The organism is Serratia sp. NFX21 (assembly GCF_048517035.1).
Lineage (GTDB): Bacteria > Pseudomonadota > Gammaproteobacteria > Enterobacterales > Enterobacteriaceae > Serratia > Serratia quinivorans.
Genome location: NZ_CP183196.1, coordinates 3,763,115 through 3,778,399, shown reverse-complemented (window position 1 = coordinate 3,778,399; position 15,285 = coordinate 3,763,115). Strand labels below are relative to the sequence as shown.

At 60.3% G+C, this 15,285-nt stretch carries 15 protein-coding genes; 3 read left to right on the top strand and 12 right to left on the bottom strand.

Going from position 1 to position 15,285, the window contains the following annotated elements:
• Positions 1 to 30: 30 nt before the first annotated feature.
• The 3 genes from ACNT1W_RS17740 (at position 31) to ACNT1W_RS17730 (ending at position 3,632) form a co-directional block, all read left to right on the top strand.
• Positions 31 to 1,218, top strand: coding sequence for an amino acid aminotransferase (locus ACNT1W_RS17740; protein WP_419245938.1), 1,188 nt, complete (start codon positions 31 to 33; stop codon positions 1,216 to 1,218).
• 16 nt (positions 1,219 to 1,234) lie between these two features.
• A complete protein-coding gene (locus ACNT1W_RS17735; RefSeq protein ID WP_012145807.1) occupies positions 1,235 to 2,635 on the top strand; it encodes an amino acid permease in 1,401 nt (466 codons plus the stop codon).
• Between the two features lie 94 nt (positions 2,636 to 2,729).
• On the top strand, positions 2,730 to 3,632 hold the full coding sequence (locus tag ACNT1W_RS17730; protein ID WP_419245937.1) for a DMT family transporter: 903 nt from the start codon (positions 2,730 to 2,732) through the stop codon (positions 3,630 to 3,632).
• 53 nt (positions 3,633 to 3,685) lie between these two features.
• Here ACNT1W_RS17730 and ACNT1W_RS17725 read toward each other — a convergent pair whose 3' ends face one another.
• The 12 genes from ACNT1W_RS17725 to paaC all read right to left on the bottom strand — a co-directional run bounded on the left by ACNT1W_RS17725 (position 3,686) and on the right by paaC (position 15,278).
• On the bottom strand, positions 3,686 to 5,170 hold the full coding sequence (locus ACNT1W_RS17725) for a PLP-dependent aminotransferase family protein (RefSeq protein WP_261278145.1): 1,485 nt from the start codon (positions 5,168 to 5,170) through the stop codon (positions 3,686 to 3,688).
• An 81-nt stretch (positions 5,171 to 5,251) separates the two neighbouring features.
• Positions 5,252 to 5,848 (bottom strand): phenylacetic acid degradation protein PaaY, encoded by a 597-nt coding sequence (gene paaY, locus ACNT1W_RS17720; RefSeq protein WP_419245936.1) that lies wholly within the window; start codon positions 5,846 to 5,848, stop codon positions 5,252 to 5,254.
• 12 nt (positions 5,849 to 5,860) lie between these two features.
• Positions 5,861 to 6,799, bottom strand: a complete 939-nt coding sequence (paaX, locus tag ACNT1W_RS17715; RefSeq protein ID WP_329906746.1) for a phenylacetic acid degradation operon negative regulatory protein PaaX — start codon at positions 6,797 to 6,799, stop codon at positions 5,861 to 5,863.
• 78 nt (positions 6,800 to 6,877) lie between these two features.
• Complete coding sequence (gene paaK, locus ACNT1W_RS17710) at positions 6,878 to 8,185, bottom strand: phenylacetate--CoA ligase PaaK (RefSeq protein ID WP_419246877.1); 1,308 nt, start codon at positions 8,183 to 8,185, stop codon at positions 6,878 to 6,880.
• A gap of 17 nt (positions 8,186 to 8,202) precedes the next feature.
• A complete protein-coding gene (gene pcaF, locus ACNT1W_RS17705; protein WP_012145802.1) occupies positions 8,203 to 9,408 on the bottom strand; it encodes a 3-oxoadipyl-CoA thiolase in 1,206 nt (401 codons plus the stop codon).
• Complete coding sequence (gene paaI, locus ACNT1W_RS17700; protein ID WP_012145801.1) at positions 9,405 to 9,845, bottom strand: hydroxyphenylacetyl-CoA thioesterase PaaI; 441 nt, start codon at positions 9,843 to 9,845, stop codon at positions 9,405 to 9,407. The genes pcaF and paaI overlap by 4 nt, the downstream gene beginning before the upstream one ends.
• A complete protein-coding gene (locus tag ACNT1W_RS17695) occupies positions 9,842 to 11,362 on the bottom strand; it encodes a 3-hydroxyacyl-CoA dehydrogenase (RefSeq protein WP_419245935.1) in 1,521 nt (506 codons plus the stop codon). The genes paaI and ACNT1W_RS17695 overlap by 4 nt, the downstream gene beginning before the upstream one ends.
• Before the next feature lie 2 nt (positions 11,363 to 11,364).
• A complete protein-coding gene (gene paaG, locus ACNT1W_RS17690; protein ID WP_012145799.1) occupies positions 11,365 to 12,156 on the bottom strand; it encodes a 2-(1,2-epoxy-1,2-dihydrophenyl)acetyl-CoA isomerase PaaG in 792 nt (263 codons plus the stop codon).
• Between the two features lie 3 nt (positions 12,157 to 12,159).
• Positions 12,160 to 12,933: a 2,3-dehydroadipyl-CoA hydratase PaaF gene (gene paaF, locus ACNT1W_RS17685; protein WP_115184353.1), complete on the bottom strand. Its 774-nt coding sequence runs from the start codon at positions 12,931 to 12,933 to the stop codon at positions 12,160 to 12,162.
• Positions 12,934 to 12,942: 9 nt separating this feature from the next.
• The gene (paaE, locus tag ACNT1W_RS17680) at positions 12,943 to 14,001 is read right to left on the bottom strand and encodes a 1,2-phenylacetyl-CoA epoxidase subunit PaaE (RefSeq protein WP_419245934.1); all 1,059 of its coding nucleotides are present in this window, start codon (positions 13,999 to 14,001) and stop codon (positions 12,943 to 12,945) included.
• A gap of 8 nt (positions 14,002 to 14,009) precedes the next feature.
• Entirely contained in the window at positions 14,010 to 14,507 is a 498-nt protein-coding gene (gene paaD / locus ACNT1W_RS17675; RefSeq protein ID WP_112363184.1) for a 1,2-phenylacetyl-CoA epoxidase subunit PaaD, read from the bottom strand.
• Between the two features lie 9 nt (positions 14,508 to 14,516).
• Positions 14,517 to 15,278 (bottom strand): 1,2-phenylacetyl-CoA epoxidase subunit PaaC, encoded by a 762-nt coding sequence (paaC, locus tag ACNT1W_RS17670; protein WP_419245933.1) that lies wholly within the window; start codon positions 15,276 to 15,278, stop codon positions 14,517 to 14,519.
• Positions 15,279 to 15,285: the final 7 nt, after the last annotated feature.

Below are 15,285 nucleotides of genomic sequence, written 5' to 3'. Positions count from 1 at the left end.
ATTCATTAAATAATGAATTAAGGAATCGCTATGTTTAATCACATTGGCCGTTCGGCGGCCGATCCTATTATGTCGTTGATGGAAGCTTATTTACGGGATGAAAATACGCAGAAAGTTAATCTGGGTATTGGTCTTTATTACGATCAGCAAGGGCGGATCCCGCTGATGCAAGCGGTTGAGGCCGCCGAGCTGCAGTTGCTCGAACAGCGTCGCCCGCATGGATATCCGCCGATCGAAGGCTCGGCGCTGTTTGCCCAGCAGGTGCAGACCTTGTTGTTCGGCGAAGCGGCATCAGCGTCGATTAGCACGGTGCAAACCGTTGGCGGTTCAGGCGCTCTGAAGCTGGCGGCGGATTTTATCCATCACTACCTGTCCCGCCATGATATCTGGGTGTCAGATCCTACCTGGGCCAACCATTGGGCGATCTTCGAGGGCGCAGGGCTGAAGGTACATACCTATCCGTATTTCGATGAGGCCAGCGGCGGCCTGCGTTTTGACGCGATGCTCGATACGTTGGACAGCCTGCCGGAAGGCAGCGTGGTGCTGTTGCATCCTTGCTGTCATAACCCGACCGGCACCGATCTCAGCCCGGCGCAATGGCGTGCCACCCTTGAGGTGGTGCAGCGTCGCCGCCTGCTGCCGTTGTTCGATATTGCCTATCAGGGCTTTGGCGACGGTCTGGACGAGGATTGTTTCGCGCTGCGTGAGGCATTGAAAACCGACCTGGAATTTTTGGTCGCCAATTCGTTTTCGAAAAACGTCGCGCTGTATGGCCAGCGGCTGGGGGGGCTTTCGGTCCGCTGCGCCAGTCCGGAGAGTGCGAACAACGTCAAGGGCGCGTTGAAAACCTTGATCCGCCGCAGCTATTCCTGCCCGCCGACTCACGGCAGCCAGATTGTGGAAACGCTGTTGGCGGATGCCAACTTGCGCCAGCAGTGGGAAAGCGAACTGGCCGGCATGCGTCAACGTATCAAACAGATGCGTCAAACCCTGGCTAACGGGCTGGAGCAGGGCGGTTCGCCGTTGGACTACCGGCGCATTCGCGATCAGAAAGGCATGTTCAGTTACACCGGGTTAAACCCGCAGCAGCTCGAGCGGTTACGGCAAGATTACGCCATCTATCTGGTGGCGCCCGGCCGCATGTGTTTGCCCGGCCTGAATCAAAACAATGTCGACTACGTGACTGCCGCCATCCTGGATGTCACCCGTACTGTGTGAATAAGGTAGGACCGCCATGAAACAGATGAAAGGTTTTGAAGAAATTGCGCGGCGGCAGGGCGGGTTGAAGAAACAGCTCACCGCCGGGCAGATGACCATGCTGGCGATAGGTGGGGCGATCGGCACCGGGCTGTTTCTTGGTAGTGCCTATGCCATTCAGATGGCCGGCCCCAGCGTCCTGTTGAGCTATTTTATCGGCGGCGTGGTGGCGTTGTTGCTGATGGGATGCCTGGCGGAAATGACCTCTGAACACCCGACGCCGGGTTCTTTTGGTGACTACGCCGAGTTTTACATCAGTCCGCTGTTCGGTTTTCTGGTGCGTTATTCTTACTGGTCCTGCGTAGTGTTGGCGGTGGGCACCGAGGTTACCGCCATCGGTATGTATATGCAGTTCTGGTTCCCGACCACGCCGATTTGGCCCTGGGTACTGCTGTTTTCTGCGGCAGTCATCGTCATCAATGTGATTGGCGTCAAGTCCTTCGGCCAGGTGGAGTATGCGCTGTCGACCATCAAGGTGGTGGCCATCGCGGCCTTTATCGCCATTGGCATCGGCATTTTGGTGTTTTCCGCTAACCCGGCCTACGGTATTCACAACTTTACCGCCAATGGCGGCTTCTTCCCGTTTGGCGTCAAGGGCATGTGGTTCGCGGTGATCGTGTCGATTTTCAGCTACCTGAGCATTGAGATGATCGCAGTAGCCGCCGGTGAAGCCAAAAACCCGGTGATTGCGGTGAAAACTGCCTTCAAGGGTACCATCTTGCGGCTGTTTATTTTTTATATGCTGTCGATTGCGCTGATGCTGGCGATCGTTCCCTGGCGGCAGTCCGGCACCGGTGAAAGCCCGTTCCTGATGGCGATGAACGTGATCCACCTGCCTGCCGCCGCCGGTATCTTCAACTTTATCGTGCTGGTGGCCGCGCTGTCGGCGATGAACAGCCAGTTGTATATCACCACCCGTATGATGTTCTCACTGTCGCGTGCTGGTCAGGCACCGGCTGCGCTGGGCCGGGTCAGCAAACGCGGCATTCCGGTGAACGCGCTGGCGATGTCGTGCATTGGCATTGTGGTGTCGATCGTGCTGAGCCTGGTTTATCCGGAGAAATCCTTTGCCGCGATGATGTCTATTTCGGTGTACGGCGCTTGCTTTACCTGGCTGATGATTTTTGTCACTCACCTGTTTTTCCGTCGCCAGCATCGCCAAACTCACCTGAAATTCCGCATGTGGGGCTTCCCCTACACCACGCTGGCCGGTGCCGGTTTGATGACCGCACTGTTGATCTCGACGGCGTTCACCGAGTTTTTCAAGATGACGCTGTGGTTTGGCATCCCGTTCACTCTGCTGCTGGTGGCGATCTATTTCTTCTATAGCCGCCATCAGCCGCTGCCCACCGCGATGGAAACGCCGGAGTTAGAGTAAAGTGGTTTGCTGATAATGTCGTTATCTGGCTCTGGCAATAAACCACTTTAACCGGAGAATAAGGGATCTTTCGCAGGTGTAGAGTGGTGTTGCCATGAGCAGTGAGACAGAAAAAATTCAGATTGTCGGCCGAAGCGATAATTCGGCCCAGGGCTGGGTTAGTGGCTTTCTTGGGATGTTGATTTTTAGCGGTTCTTTGCCCGCCACCCGCCTGGCGGTGCAAGAGTTTGATCCCCTTTTCCTGACCGCGTTGCGGGCGGTGCTGGCAGCCATATTGGCGCTGAGCGCGCTGGGGGTCATGCGTCAACGTTGGCCGCAGCGTCAGGACTTTGTGCCGCTGGTGATGGTTGCGATCGGGGTAGTGATCGGTTTCCCGTTGCTGACGGCATTGGCCTTGCAGCACACCACCTCGGCGCATGCGCTGGTGTATATCGGGCTATTGCCGCTGGCGACCGCCTGTTTTGGCGTACTGCGCGGGGGAGAACGCCCGAAAACCGCTTTCTGGCTGTTCTCGGTGTTGGGTAGCCTGTTGGTGGGGGCCTTTGCGCTAAGCCAGGGGGCGGGCGCTTCCTGGGCCGGTGACCTGCTGATGGTGGCTGCGGTACTGCTCTGCGGCCTGGGCTACGCGGAGGGCGCGATACTGACGCGCAGGCTTGGTGGCTGGCAGGTGATCTCCTGGGCGCTGGTGGTGGCCTTGCCGCTGACGGCAGGGGTTGCCGTTTGGGCCGCACCAGCGAGTTGGCCGCAGGTCAGCGTCGGTGCGTGGTTTTCTCTGGGCTATATTTCGCTGTTTAGCATGTGGATTGGTTTTATCTTCTGGTATCGCGGTTTGGCGCTGGGCGGCATTGCCGCCGTGGGGCAGTTGCAACTGCTGCAGCCGTTCTTTGGTCTGGCGCTGGCCGCATGGGTGCTGCATGAAAGCATCCAGCCTTCAATGATTGCGGTCATGGCCGGGGTATTGGTTTGCGTGTACGGCGCGAAGCGATTTTCGCGCTGAATCGGGCATACGATATTGCCTATGTGAGCGCCCCTCTCCCGGGGGAGAGGGGATTAGCCGGTGTTAGCCAGGGCCACCAGCACCTGATTCAGCCGTTGGGCGGCGCGATGGATTTGCAACTCATCGTAGCCGCCCAGTCCGAGTATCAAGCCGCTTTTCCCGCTGCCGATGGCATACATCGGCGAAAGTGCGCTGACTGCCACTCCAGCCTCGGCAGCACGGCGAGCGACCCGTTGGTCGTCCAGCCCCGCCTTCAACCACAACACCAGATGCATGCCCTGGCAGCTGGGGTGCAGCGTCGCCAGCTCGGCAGAAACATGGGCATTGATGGCTTCGGTTAATACCCGCCGTTTTTCCGCATACACGCCGCGCATGCGGCGGATATGACGATCCAGATGCCCCTGCGCCATAAAGGCCGCCAGCACGTGTTGATCGGCGCTGGGCGGGTGGCGGTCCATCAGCACGCGCGCGCCGCAGAAGGCATCCACCAGTGGCCTGGGCACGATGGCGTAACCCAGCCGCAATGAAGGAAAAAGGATCTTGCTGAAGGTACCAAGGTAGATAACCCGGGCCGGATCCAACCCCTGCAATGAAGGAAACGGATGGCCTGAATAGCGCATTTCACTGTCGTAATCATCCTCGACAATCCAGGCCCGGCTCTCTTTGGCCCAGGCCAGCAGCTCGAGCCGACGCGTCATGCTCATTGGCATGCACAGCGGGTATTGGTGAGAGGGGGTGACAAAAACGGCTTTGGCCTGCGGCGCGATTTGGCTGCCTGCTGCCACGTCTATTCCTTCGGCATCCAGCGGGACTCTGGCCATCAGCCGGTCGCGGAACAGGTGGTTAAAGATGGCGGTAATACCGTGATAGGCCGGATCTTCCACCCAGGCGGTGTCTCCGGCGTCCAACAGAATTTGCGTCGCCAGATACAACCCTTGTTGGGTGCCGGAAGTGATAATCACCTGTTCCGGCGTACAGAGCACCGAACGGGATTTGCGGACGTATTCACAGACCGCCTTGCGCAACGGCAGTGCCCCCAAAGGGTCACCATAACCGGCGGGGGCGCCTGGCCCACGGGCACGGATGCGGTTGCCGAGACGACGCCAGACGTCATCGGGCGCGGTATCATTGATGGGCACCGAGACGGTGAAGGGGATCGGTGGCAGCGGCCGTAACTGCCCGGCAAACTGCGCCAATGCCTGCGCCTGGCTGGAAAGGGGGATGTCACAAATATCAGCCGGGCTGACTGGTGCCGGGGGCTGGCGGTGAAGTGACAGGGCGACGCGGGTGCCCGAACCGGGCTGCGCTTCGAGAAAACCCTCGGCGGTCAGCTGTTCGAAGGCCGCCAGCACCGTGCCTCTGGCCAACTGCAATGCGCCTGCCAGCACGCGGGTGGAGGGCAGCAGATCGCCAGGTTTAAGTTCGCCTCTGTTGATGGCGGCACGCAATGCCTGAGCAAGCTGCAGGCTAAGCTGCCCCGCCTGGCGATCAAGCTCGCCGATGGCGGGGACTTCAACCGTTTTGGCCGTTCTTGGCATCGATTCCGGTCCAGATAAAAAGAGTTAAACAGGGGATTCACTGTAAACCACTTTTTAACGAAATAGCGTATGTCGTGATGCTTAAAGCTGATTTTTTGGGATCAGGTGATCGCCAAAACTTAAGCGCTGACGGCCCGGTTCGATTTCGCTCAGTGGGGCGACTTCTTGCAGTGAAGATTTACAGCGCAGCACCAAATCATGATATTCGCGCGTGCCGGCCACTTTCCACGCCAGTTCCTGTTCGGTCAGGTCACGCAATACCCGTGCCGGACTACCGACCACCAGCTTGTTGGCTTCAATCACCGCGGCGGCCTTAACGAACGCCATGGCACCGACGATGGTGTTTTCACCGATCTCCGCGCCGTCCATAATCACCGCATTCATGCCGACCATGGCGTTACGGCGGATACGACAGCCGTGCAATATTGCGCCGTGGCCGATGTGCCCGTCCTGTTCGACCACGGTGTCCTGCAGCGGAAAGCCGTGCATCACGCAGTTGTCCTGAATATTGGCCCCGTCGCCGATTACCAGGCGGCCAAAGTCGCCGCGCAGGCTGGCATTGGGGCCTATATACACCTGTTTGCCGACGATCACATCGCCAATCAATACCGCCGTCGGGTGCACATAGCTGCTGGGGTCTACCACTGGCGTCAGGCCATCAATCTGATACACGGGCATAGCAAAAGCTCCTTAAAATGAAGGATCGCGCGGCAGGCCGCCAAAGCGCCGGTAATAGCCGGCCGCCGGAGCGGGCAGGGTGCCGATAGTGGTTTCCGCCAGCGCGCTGACATACTCGGTCGCGGCGCGGTCCACCCGCTGATAAATATTGATACACAGGTTGCGGGCGATCTGCCCCTCCCACTGGGCGGGCAACAAGGCGTCCGGCAGCAGCGGATCTTTAAGCACCACGCGGCGGAAGAAGTGGATCAATAATAGCTTAATCTGGAAACAGCGCTGGGGCGTCAGCAGGGCATCGTCGGTTTCGCGCAGCAACGCCATTAGCGGGCGGAAAGAGACGATAAACTCATGATAATCGGCGGCGACCTCGCCCAGCGCCCAGCAGTTGGCCACCAGCTGCTGCAGGGTTTTCTCGGAGCGGTTATAGGGGTAATCGGCACGAAAATAGATCGCTTGTTCGCTGGCGTTAAGCTCGCCGAGCAGCGCGGTGACGTCGGTTTGGGCATGGGTCGGTGCCGCCATCAGGTTATTGGTGATTTGACCAAAACCCAGCCAGCCCAGCTCTTTTTTCAGCCGTGCCCGCTCGCTTTTCTCCGCGCTTTCCAGCAACAACAGATCCCATTTCCCGTCCCAAGCCGGTGGCTCGCTGAGGTAGATTTTCGACTCGGCGTGGCGGAACTGGCGCATACCCTGTTCGGTCACCCGATAGAAGCTGCGGCGCCCGATTTTTTCAACCTCCAGCCAGCCCTCTTTTTGCAGGCGAAATACCGAGGTGCGCACAAAGCGGTCTCCGAAACCCAGCGCCTCCAGCAGTGCGCTCAGGCTGCCGAGCCACACTTCTCCACCGCGATGACTCAGCGCATCGCCGTACAGGGAGATAATCAGTGAAGTGCCGCTGATCGGCTGGGCGTCTATAGCATGGCGGATAAACTCATCCAGTTTATGTTCCATATTTTTCCATGGGTTAGCCGACGATGAGACACAACATTACCACAAATTCTTAAGGCGTCATCCGTGACGCCAATGGAATCAACGGGGGCGCAGGTCGACCACCCGCTGGGCTTTGCCTTCCGAACGCGGGATATCGCCGCAGTTGGCAATGCTGACGTCGGTGCTGACGCCAATAATCGATTTGATATGGTGACGCAGCTGGTGGCAAATCTCACAGCGCTGCTGATGGCTGAGGCTGAGTGCGGCCTCCTTCAATTCAACGCGTACCGCCAGGGTATCGAGGTGCCCACTGCGGCTGACCTGCAGCTGATAATGCGGCGACAGCTGTTCGAACTGCATAATTTGTTCTTCCACCTGCGACGGGAACACATTGACGCCACGGATGATCAGCATGTCGTCGGAGCGACCGGTGATTTTTCCCATCCGGCGCATCTGGCGTGCATCGCCAGGCAGCAGGCGGGTGAGATCGCGGGTGCGGTAGCGGATCACCGGCAGCGCCTCTTTGGTCAGGGTGGTAAACACCAGTTCGCCGTGCTCCCCATCCGGCAGGGCAATGCCGGTTTCCGGGCAGATGATCTCCGGCAGGAAGTGATCTTCCCAGATAGTCGGGCCACCGCCGCTTTCGGCGCACTCCATCGCCACCCCCGGCCCCATCACTTCGGACAGGCCATAGATATCCAGCGCCTTGATGCCCATGCGGCTTTCAATTTCGTGCCGCAGCGCTTCGGTCCACGGCTCTGCGCCAAACACCCCGAGACGTAATGAACAGCCACGCGCATCGCCGCCCATTTTGCGTTCCAGTTCATCGATCAGCGTTAAACAGTAGGATGGCGTTACCATGATCACGTCGGGTTTGAAATCCAGGATCAGCTGCGCCTGTCTTTCGGTTTGCCCACCGGACATCGGGATCACCGTGGCCCCCAGCCGCTCCGCGCCGTAATGGGCGCCCAGCCCGCCGGTAAACAGGCCATAACCATAGGCTACATGCACCTTGTCTTTGGCCGTGGCACCGGCGGCGCGCAGGCTGCGGGCGACGATATCGGCCCAGTTATCGATATCCCGCTGGGTGTAGCCGACCACCGTCGGCCGGCCGGTAGTGCCCGACGAGGCGTGAATACGCACCACCTGTTCCATTGGTACCGCGAAGGTATCGAACGGGTAGTTGTCGCGTAAATCCTGTTTGGTGGTGTAGGGGAAACGCGCCAGATCGCTCAACTGCTTAAGATCGTCCGGATGCACGCCCGCCTGATCGAACTTGCGTTTATACATTGGCACATTGTTATAGGCGTGGTGCAGCGTCCATTTCAGACGCCCCAGCTGCAGCGCTTCAATTTCATCACGCGAGGCGAACTCAATGGCGTCGAGTGGCGGTGGATTGGTAGTCATCATTATTAGCCTCGGGGTCAAACTCGCTCAATGATCATGGCGATGCCTTGGCCGACGCCGATGCACATGGTGCAAAGCGCGTAGCGGCCGGAACGCCGTTCCAGTTCAAACAAGGCGGCCAGCGCCAGGCGTGCACCGCTCATCCCCAACGGGTGGCCAAGGGCAATAGCGCCACCGTTGGGATTCACCTGCGGGGCGTCGTCCGGCAGGCCAAGCTGGCGCAGTACCGCCAACGCCTGGGCAGCAAAAGCCTCATTCAGTTCGATCACGTCCATTTGCGCCAGGCTTAGCCCGGCTAACTCCAGTACCTTGCGGGTGGCCGGCAGTGGGCCGATCCCCATCAAACCGGGTTCGACTCCGCAGGTGGCGGTGGCGACGATACGTGCGCGCGGGGTGAGGCCCTGACTGACGGCGATTGCCTCGGAGGCAACAATCAGCGCCGCTGCGCCGTCGTTTAAGCCGGAGGCGTTACCGGCGGTCACGGTACCGGGTTGGCGGAACGGCGTTTTCAGCGCCTGCAATTGTTCCAGCCGGGTGTCTGCGCGCGGGTGTTCGTCCTGGCTGAACAACGTCACCGCGCCTTTTTTACCGCTGAGGCTGACCGGCACTATCTCCTGCGCCAGTAAACCTGATTCTTGCGCTCGGGCGGCGCGTTGCTGGCTGCGCAGCGCGAAGGCGTCCTGATCGGCGCGGCTGATGTTGAACTGCGCCGCCACGTTTTCAGCGGTTTCCGGCATCGAGTCGGTGCCGAACTGCGCCTGCATCAGCGGATTGATAAAGCGCCAGCCCAGAGTGGTGTCATACAGTTGCGCCTGACGGCTGAAAGCGCTGTCGGCTTTGCCCATCACCAGCGGGGCGCGGGTCATTGATTCTGCGCCGCCGGCCAGCACCAGCCCGGCTTCACCGGCCTTGATGCTGCGAGCCGCCATGGCCAGTGCGTCCAGCCCCGAACCGCACAGGCGATTGACGGTAGTGCCGGAAACGTTCACCGGCAGGCCGGCCAGCAATACTGCCATCCGGGCCAGATTGCGGTTGTCTTCCCCGGCCTGATTGGCGCAGCCGAGGATCACATCATCGACCAATGACCAGTCCACCTGTGGGTGGCGAGCTAACAGGGCACGCAGCGGCAGAGCGGCCAAATCATCGGCACGCACGTTGGCCAATGCGCCACCGTAGCGGCCAATCGGCGTGCGAACGCCATCGCAGATAAACGCCTGACTCATGGTTGTTCCCCTAAAATGGCATGGCCGAGGCGATGCGCCCGCCCGCGGAACCAGGCGACGGTCTTGCCCAGTTGGTTGACGATTTCGACGTCATACAGCCCGGTGGTTTTACCCTGATGGCGCACCTCGGCGCTGGCGGTCAGGCGATCGCCGGCCAGCGCCGGGCGAATAAACTCGATGTTGCAGCCAGAGGCCACCGCAGCCAGCCCCTGACTGTTGCAGGCATAGGCGAAGGCGGTGTCCGCCAGGCTGAACAGTTGGCCGCCGTGGCAGGTCTGGTGGCCGTTGAGCATCTGCGGGCCGACGGTCATGCTGACCCGGGCGAAACCGGCATCAACCGCATCCACCCGCATCCCCATCGCCTGAGCACAGGTATCCTGTTGAAACATCTGTTCGGCGCAGCGTTGCGCCAGTGCCTGTGGCGTATTGGCGTTCATGGTTGGGCTCCTGAAGAGAGGGATGCGTAATGACGCAGCAGCGGCATTGGGCGATAACGTGGCTCACCATAGTAGAGTTGCAGGTTTTCCAGCGTGGTCAGGATGTGTCGCCAACCCAGAGTCGTCCCCCATTCCAGCGGGCCGCGTGGGTAATTGACGCCGTAGCGCATGGCGTGGTCGGTATCCTCGGCACTGGCGACGCCCTTGTTGACCACGTCAAGCGCCTCATTGGCCAACATGGCGAGGGTGCGCATCACCAGCAGGCCGGGATAGTCCGGCAAAGCGATCACCTTCTTGCCGAGAGATTGCAGCAGACGCACGATGGTGGCGTTGTGCCGGTCATCGTTTTGCGCCGCGCAGCTGATAGCGACGGTGGTGGCCTGCGAGTAGTCGGCAGACAGATCAAACAGCACCACGGGAGTTGCGGTTTCATCGGCCACCTGGCTGGCTGTTTTACCATTAGTTAACATAAGTGTAACTTCATCGATCCGGGCGTAGGCGCTGGTCTGGCCAGATTGTTTGATCGACTGCGCATTTCCGCTCAGTAATTTGCTCAGTAGCGCGATACCGGCGGCATCGCCATGCAGTGTGATGCTGCGCGGCAATGCTGCCGTAGAGGCAGGCAGAACGGCAGCGACCGGCGGCTGATGATCGCCATAGCGATAAAAACCACGGCCACTTTTGCGGCCAAGACGCCCGGCCGCCACCAGTTCCTGCTGTACCAGCGACGGGGTAAACCGGGGATCCTGGAAGAAAGCCTGAAACACCGATTCGGTCACGGCATAATTGATATCCTGACCAATCATGTCGGTCAGTTGCAGTGGCCCCATGGCGAAGCCACCCGCGTCGCGTATCACCGCATCCAGCGTGGCGGCGTCAGCGACCTGTTCTTCCAGCGCGCGCAGGGCCTCGGCATAAAACGGCCGCGCCACCCGGTTAACGATGAACCCCGGCGTGGAGCGGCACAGCACGCTTTGTTTGCCCCATTGCCGGGTTAGCCTTTGCAGTGTGGCGACGGTTTCGGCGCTGGTGTCCAGCCCGCTGACGATCTCCACCAGCTTCATCAGCGGTGCCGGGTTGAAGAAGTGCAGCCCGGCCAGACGCTGTGGATGTTGCAGCGCACCGGCGATGGCGGTAATCGACAGCGAGGAGGTGTTGCTGGCAAACAGCGTGGCGGGTGAGCACAGCGCTTCCAGCTCACGGAACAGGCTTTGTTTGATTGCCAGCTTTTCCGCCACCGCTTCTATCACCAGACCGCTGTCGGTCAGCGAGTGAAGCGACTCTGCCGGCTGAATGCGCGCCAGCAGGGCTTCGGTGGTGGTGGCATCGGCCTTGCCGGCCGCAACACGCTGACGCAGCCGTTGGGCGAGAGCGCCGAGTGCCTCCCGGGCAGCAGAGGCGGCAATATCAAACAACTGCACCTGATGCCCGGCGGCGGCGGCCACCTGAGCGATACCGATGCCCATGGTACCGGCACCAATCACCGCCACGCTGAGGTTTAAGTTCGGCTGGTCCATGGTTATTTCCCGCTGAAATTGGGCGCGCGTTTGGCGAAGAAGGCGCTGACGCCCTCGCGGTAGTCGTCGCTGCGACCGCCCAGACGCTGCAGATCGCGTTCCAGATCCAGCTGTTGGTCAAGGCTGTTGTTGGCCGAACTGTAGAGGGCTTTTTTAATCAGTCCCAGCCCATAGGTTGGCTGAGTAGCCAGGTGTTGCGCCAGCGTTTGGCTGGTGGCGGCCAGTTCATCCGCGGCAACCACCTGCCAGATCATGCCCCAGGCCAGCGCTTGCTGTGCGCTGACTTTGTCACCCAGCAGCGCCATCCCCATGGCACGGGCGTGGCCTGCCAGGCGTGGCAGGAACCAACTGCCGCCAGAGTCCGGTACCAGACCCAGACGGCAGAAGGACTGGATAAAGTTGGCGTTATCGGCGGCAATGACGATGTCGCAAGCCAGCGCCAAAGCGGCTCCGGCCCCCGCGGCCACGCCGTTGACGGCGCATACCACCGGTTTTGGCAAAGCGGTCAGGCGGCGGATCAGCGGGTTGTAGAAACGTTCCACCGACAGGCCGAGATCCGGCGCCTGTTGCTCAACGCTAACGTTGCGATCGTTCAGATCCTGTCCGGCGCAAAAACCGCGCCCGGCACCGGTGATCAGCAGGCAGCGCACGGTTTCGTCGCGCTCGGCGAGAGTCAGCGCTTCGCTAAGCTGGCGGTGCATCTCGTCGTTAAAACTGTTGAGCCGGTCTGGCCGGTTAAGAGTCAGGGTCAACACCCCGGCTTCCAGATGGGTGAGAATCAATGCGTTATCCATAAATCAGCGCCCCTGATAGTTTGGCGTACGTTTTTCGAAGAAGGCGGCGATGCCTTCACGGCGATCGTCGGTGGCGGCCAGGGTGACAAACTGCTGGCGCTCGATGGCCAGCCCCTGGCTAAGGCCGGTTTCTTCAGCCTGTTTCAATGCCTGCTTGGCGGCGCGTAATGCCAGCGGCGCCTGCAGGCTGATGCGTTCGGCAACCTGTTGCGTGCGCTCCAGCGTCAGCGCATCGACACAGACTTCACTGACCAGGCCACTTTGCAGTGCGCAACTGGCGTTGATGGCTTCACCGGTCAGCACCATCTGGCTGGCGCGAGACTTGCCGACGCAGCGGATCAAACGCTGGGTGCCCCCGGCGCCTGGCATCAGGCCGAGGGTGATTTCCGGCAGGCCAAAACGGGCGCTTTCGCCGCAGATAACGATGTCGCAGGCCAATGCCAATTCACAACCGGCACCCAGCGCATAGCCGTTGACCGCGGCCAGCAGCGGTTTGCTGAACTGGGCCAGGCGCTGCCACAACAGCGGACGGCGATCCGTCAACGTGGCGGGCAAGTCTTGCTTTTGCAGCTCGTGCAGGTCGGCACCGGCGGCAAAGAAGCGGGGCGCGCCGGTAATCACCACTGCGCCAACGGTGGCATCGGCGTCGGCCAGTTCCAGCCAATAAACCAATTGTTCCAGGCACGGGGTGCTCAGGGCGTTGCGCGCCTCTGGGCGATGCAGTGTCAGAGTCACCACTCGCTGGTGTTGCTGTCGCAGGACAAAAGGGGTTTCCATCGGCGGCTCCTATACGTCAAAGTCCAATACCACACCGTCGCCACGCGGCCACGACTGACAACTCAATACGTAACCCGCCGCCAGTTGATCCGGCTCCAGGCTGTAGTTAACCGCCATATCCACCTGACCGGCCTTTAACTGGCACTTGCAGGTAGCGCACACCCCGCCTTTGCAGGCGTAGGGCAGGTCAGCACCCTGACGCAGCGCCGCATCCAGAATGCTGTCATCCTGGGCGCCTACTTCGATATCCAGCCGACGGCCATCGAGCAAAATCTCGACCCGGGTGGCGTTGCGGTTGGCGTCATTGACCGGCCGGGCAACCATGCCGCTGGTGTTAAAACGTTCGCTGTGAATGTGCCCGGCGGGCATGCCAGCCTGTTCAAGTACGCTCTGGGCGTCGTCCATCATGCTTTCAGGCCCGCAGATAAAGGCGTGGTCATAGTCGCGGTAATTGAGTAATGCATCGCCGATCGCCAGCAGGTGCTCACGGTCGATGCGGCCGCTGAGCAGTGGGCTATCAAGATTTTCCTGGCTGAACAGGTACAGCGGCTGAAAGCGTTGGGGATAGCGGTTCTTCAGATCGGACAGTGCTTCTTTGAACATCACCGAGCGGCTGCTGCGGTTGCCGTAAATCAGCGTGAAACTGCTGTTTGGCTCAAGTTGCAGCGTGGCCTTGATGATCGACAGCATCGGCGTAATGCCGGAACCGGCCGCAATCGCCAGATAGTTACCGCTGTTCTCCGCCCGTGGTTGGTAGCCGAATCGCCCTTGCGGCACCATCACTTCCAGTGCGTCGCCGACCAACAACTGCCGGTTAACGAACGAAGAGAAGCGGCCCTGATGAATGGCTTTAACGCCGATTTGCAGCAAACCTTCCTGCGGCGAGCTGCAAATGGAGTAGCAGCGGCGCAACTCTTCGCCGTCGACCAGCGCCTTCAACGTCAGGTGCTGGCCGGGCGTATAGCAATAGTGACTTTTCAGTTCTTCGGGTACCCGCAGAGTGATGGCTACGGCGTCCGGCGTTTCGCGCTCGATGGCGGCGACGTTCAGGCGATGGAAGACCGTCATGGTTATTCCTAAATGCATTTGAAGTAGTCGAAGGGTTCACGGCAATCGCAACAGCGGTACAGCGCCTTACAGGCGGTGGAGCCGAATTCGCTGATTTTCTCGCTGTGGGTGCTGCCGCATCGCGGGCAGGGCACCGGGCCGTGCGCCTGGGGTTTGTCGCAGGTATGGCCCTGTGGTGGCGCGACGCCATATTCCCGCAGCCGCTCACGCGCAGCCGCATTCATCCAGTCGGTAGTCCAGGCCGGACTAAGGCGGATATCCACTTTTACCGGGCTGAAACCGGCCGCAGTCAACTGCTGTTCGATCGCTTCGAGCAGGAACTCGGTGGCGGGGCAGCCGGAATAGGTCGGCGTGAAGGTAATGCGCCAGCCGCCGCCGTCGGCTACTACGTCGCGCACCATGCCCAGATCGGTAATCGACAGCACCGGCAGTTCCGGATCGCTGATCTGTTGCAGGCAGTGCCAGATTTGCGGGATTTCGGCGGCTTGCAGCCGGGTAATGTTCATGACGGCCTCCTACCAGTTCGCGTTGGGATAGGCGCGTTGCAGAAATTGCATCTCCGCCAATAACGGGCCGAGGTGCTCGCTGTGCCGTCCCTGTTTGCCACCGTGACGGAAGGCCTGTTCGCTCGGTAACTGCAGGCCGGCCTGTTGCAAGGTGTCGCTCACCCCTGCCAGCCACGGCGCCTCGAGCTGGCGCGGATCGGCGGCGATGCCCTGTTCCGCCAGCTGCAGTTCCAGCTCGTCGGCGTGGAACAGCTCGGCGGTAAAGCGCCACAGATTATCCAGTGACTGCTGAATTTTTTGCCGGCTGAGCGGGCTGCCGTCACCCAGACGGATCATCCAGCCACGGCTGAAACGCAGGTGGTAATGGGCTTCTTTCAGTGACTTGGCGGCGATGGCAGCCAACTGTGTATCGCTGCTGCTGCTCAATGCCTGATGCAGTTGCACATGGTAGACATCAATCAGGAACTGGCGCACCAACGTATCGTTGAAACCACCGTTGGGCTGTTCCGCCAGCAGCAGGTTGTGAAACTCGCGCTCGTCACGGCCAAAGGCCAGGCGATCTTCACTGTATTGCGGCCCGGCCAGCTCGGCGGCGTAGCCGAGAAAGTTGCGCGCCTGACCGAGCAGGTCCAGGCCGATGTTCGCCAGCGCCAGGTCGATCTCCAGCTCCGGCGCGTGGCCGCACCAGCCGCACAGCCGCTGGGCGAGGATCAGTGGCGTATCGCCCTGACGCAGAACATAAGTGATGAGTGGATCGTTATTAAAGGTCATGGTCGCC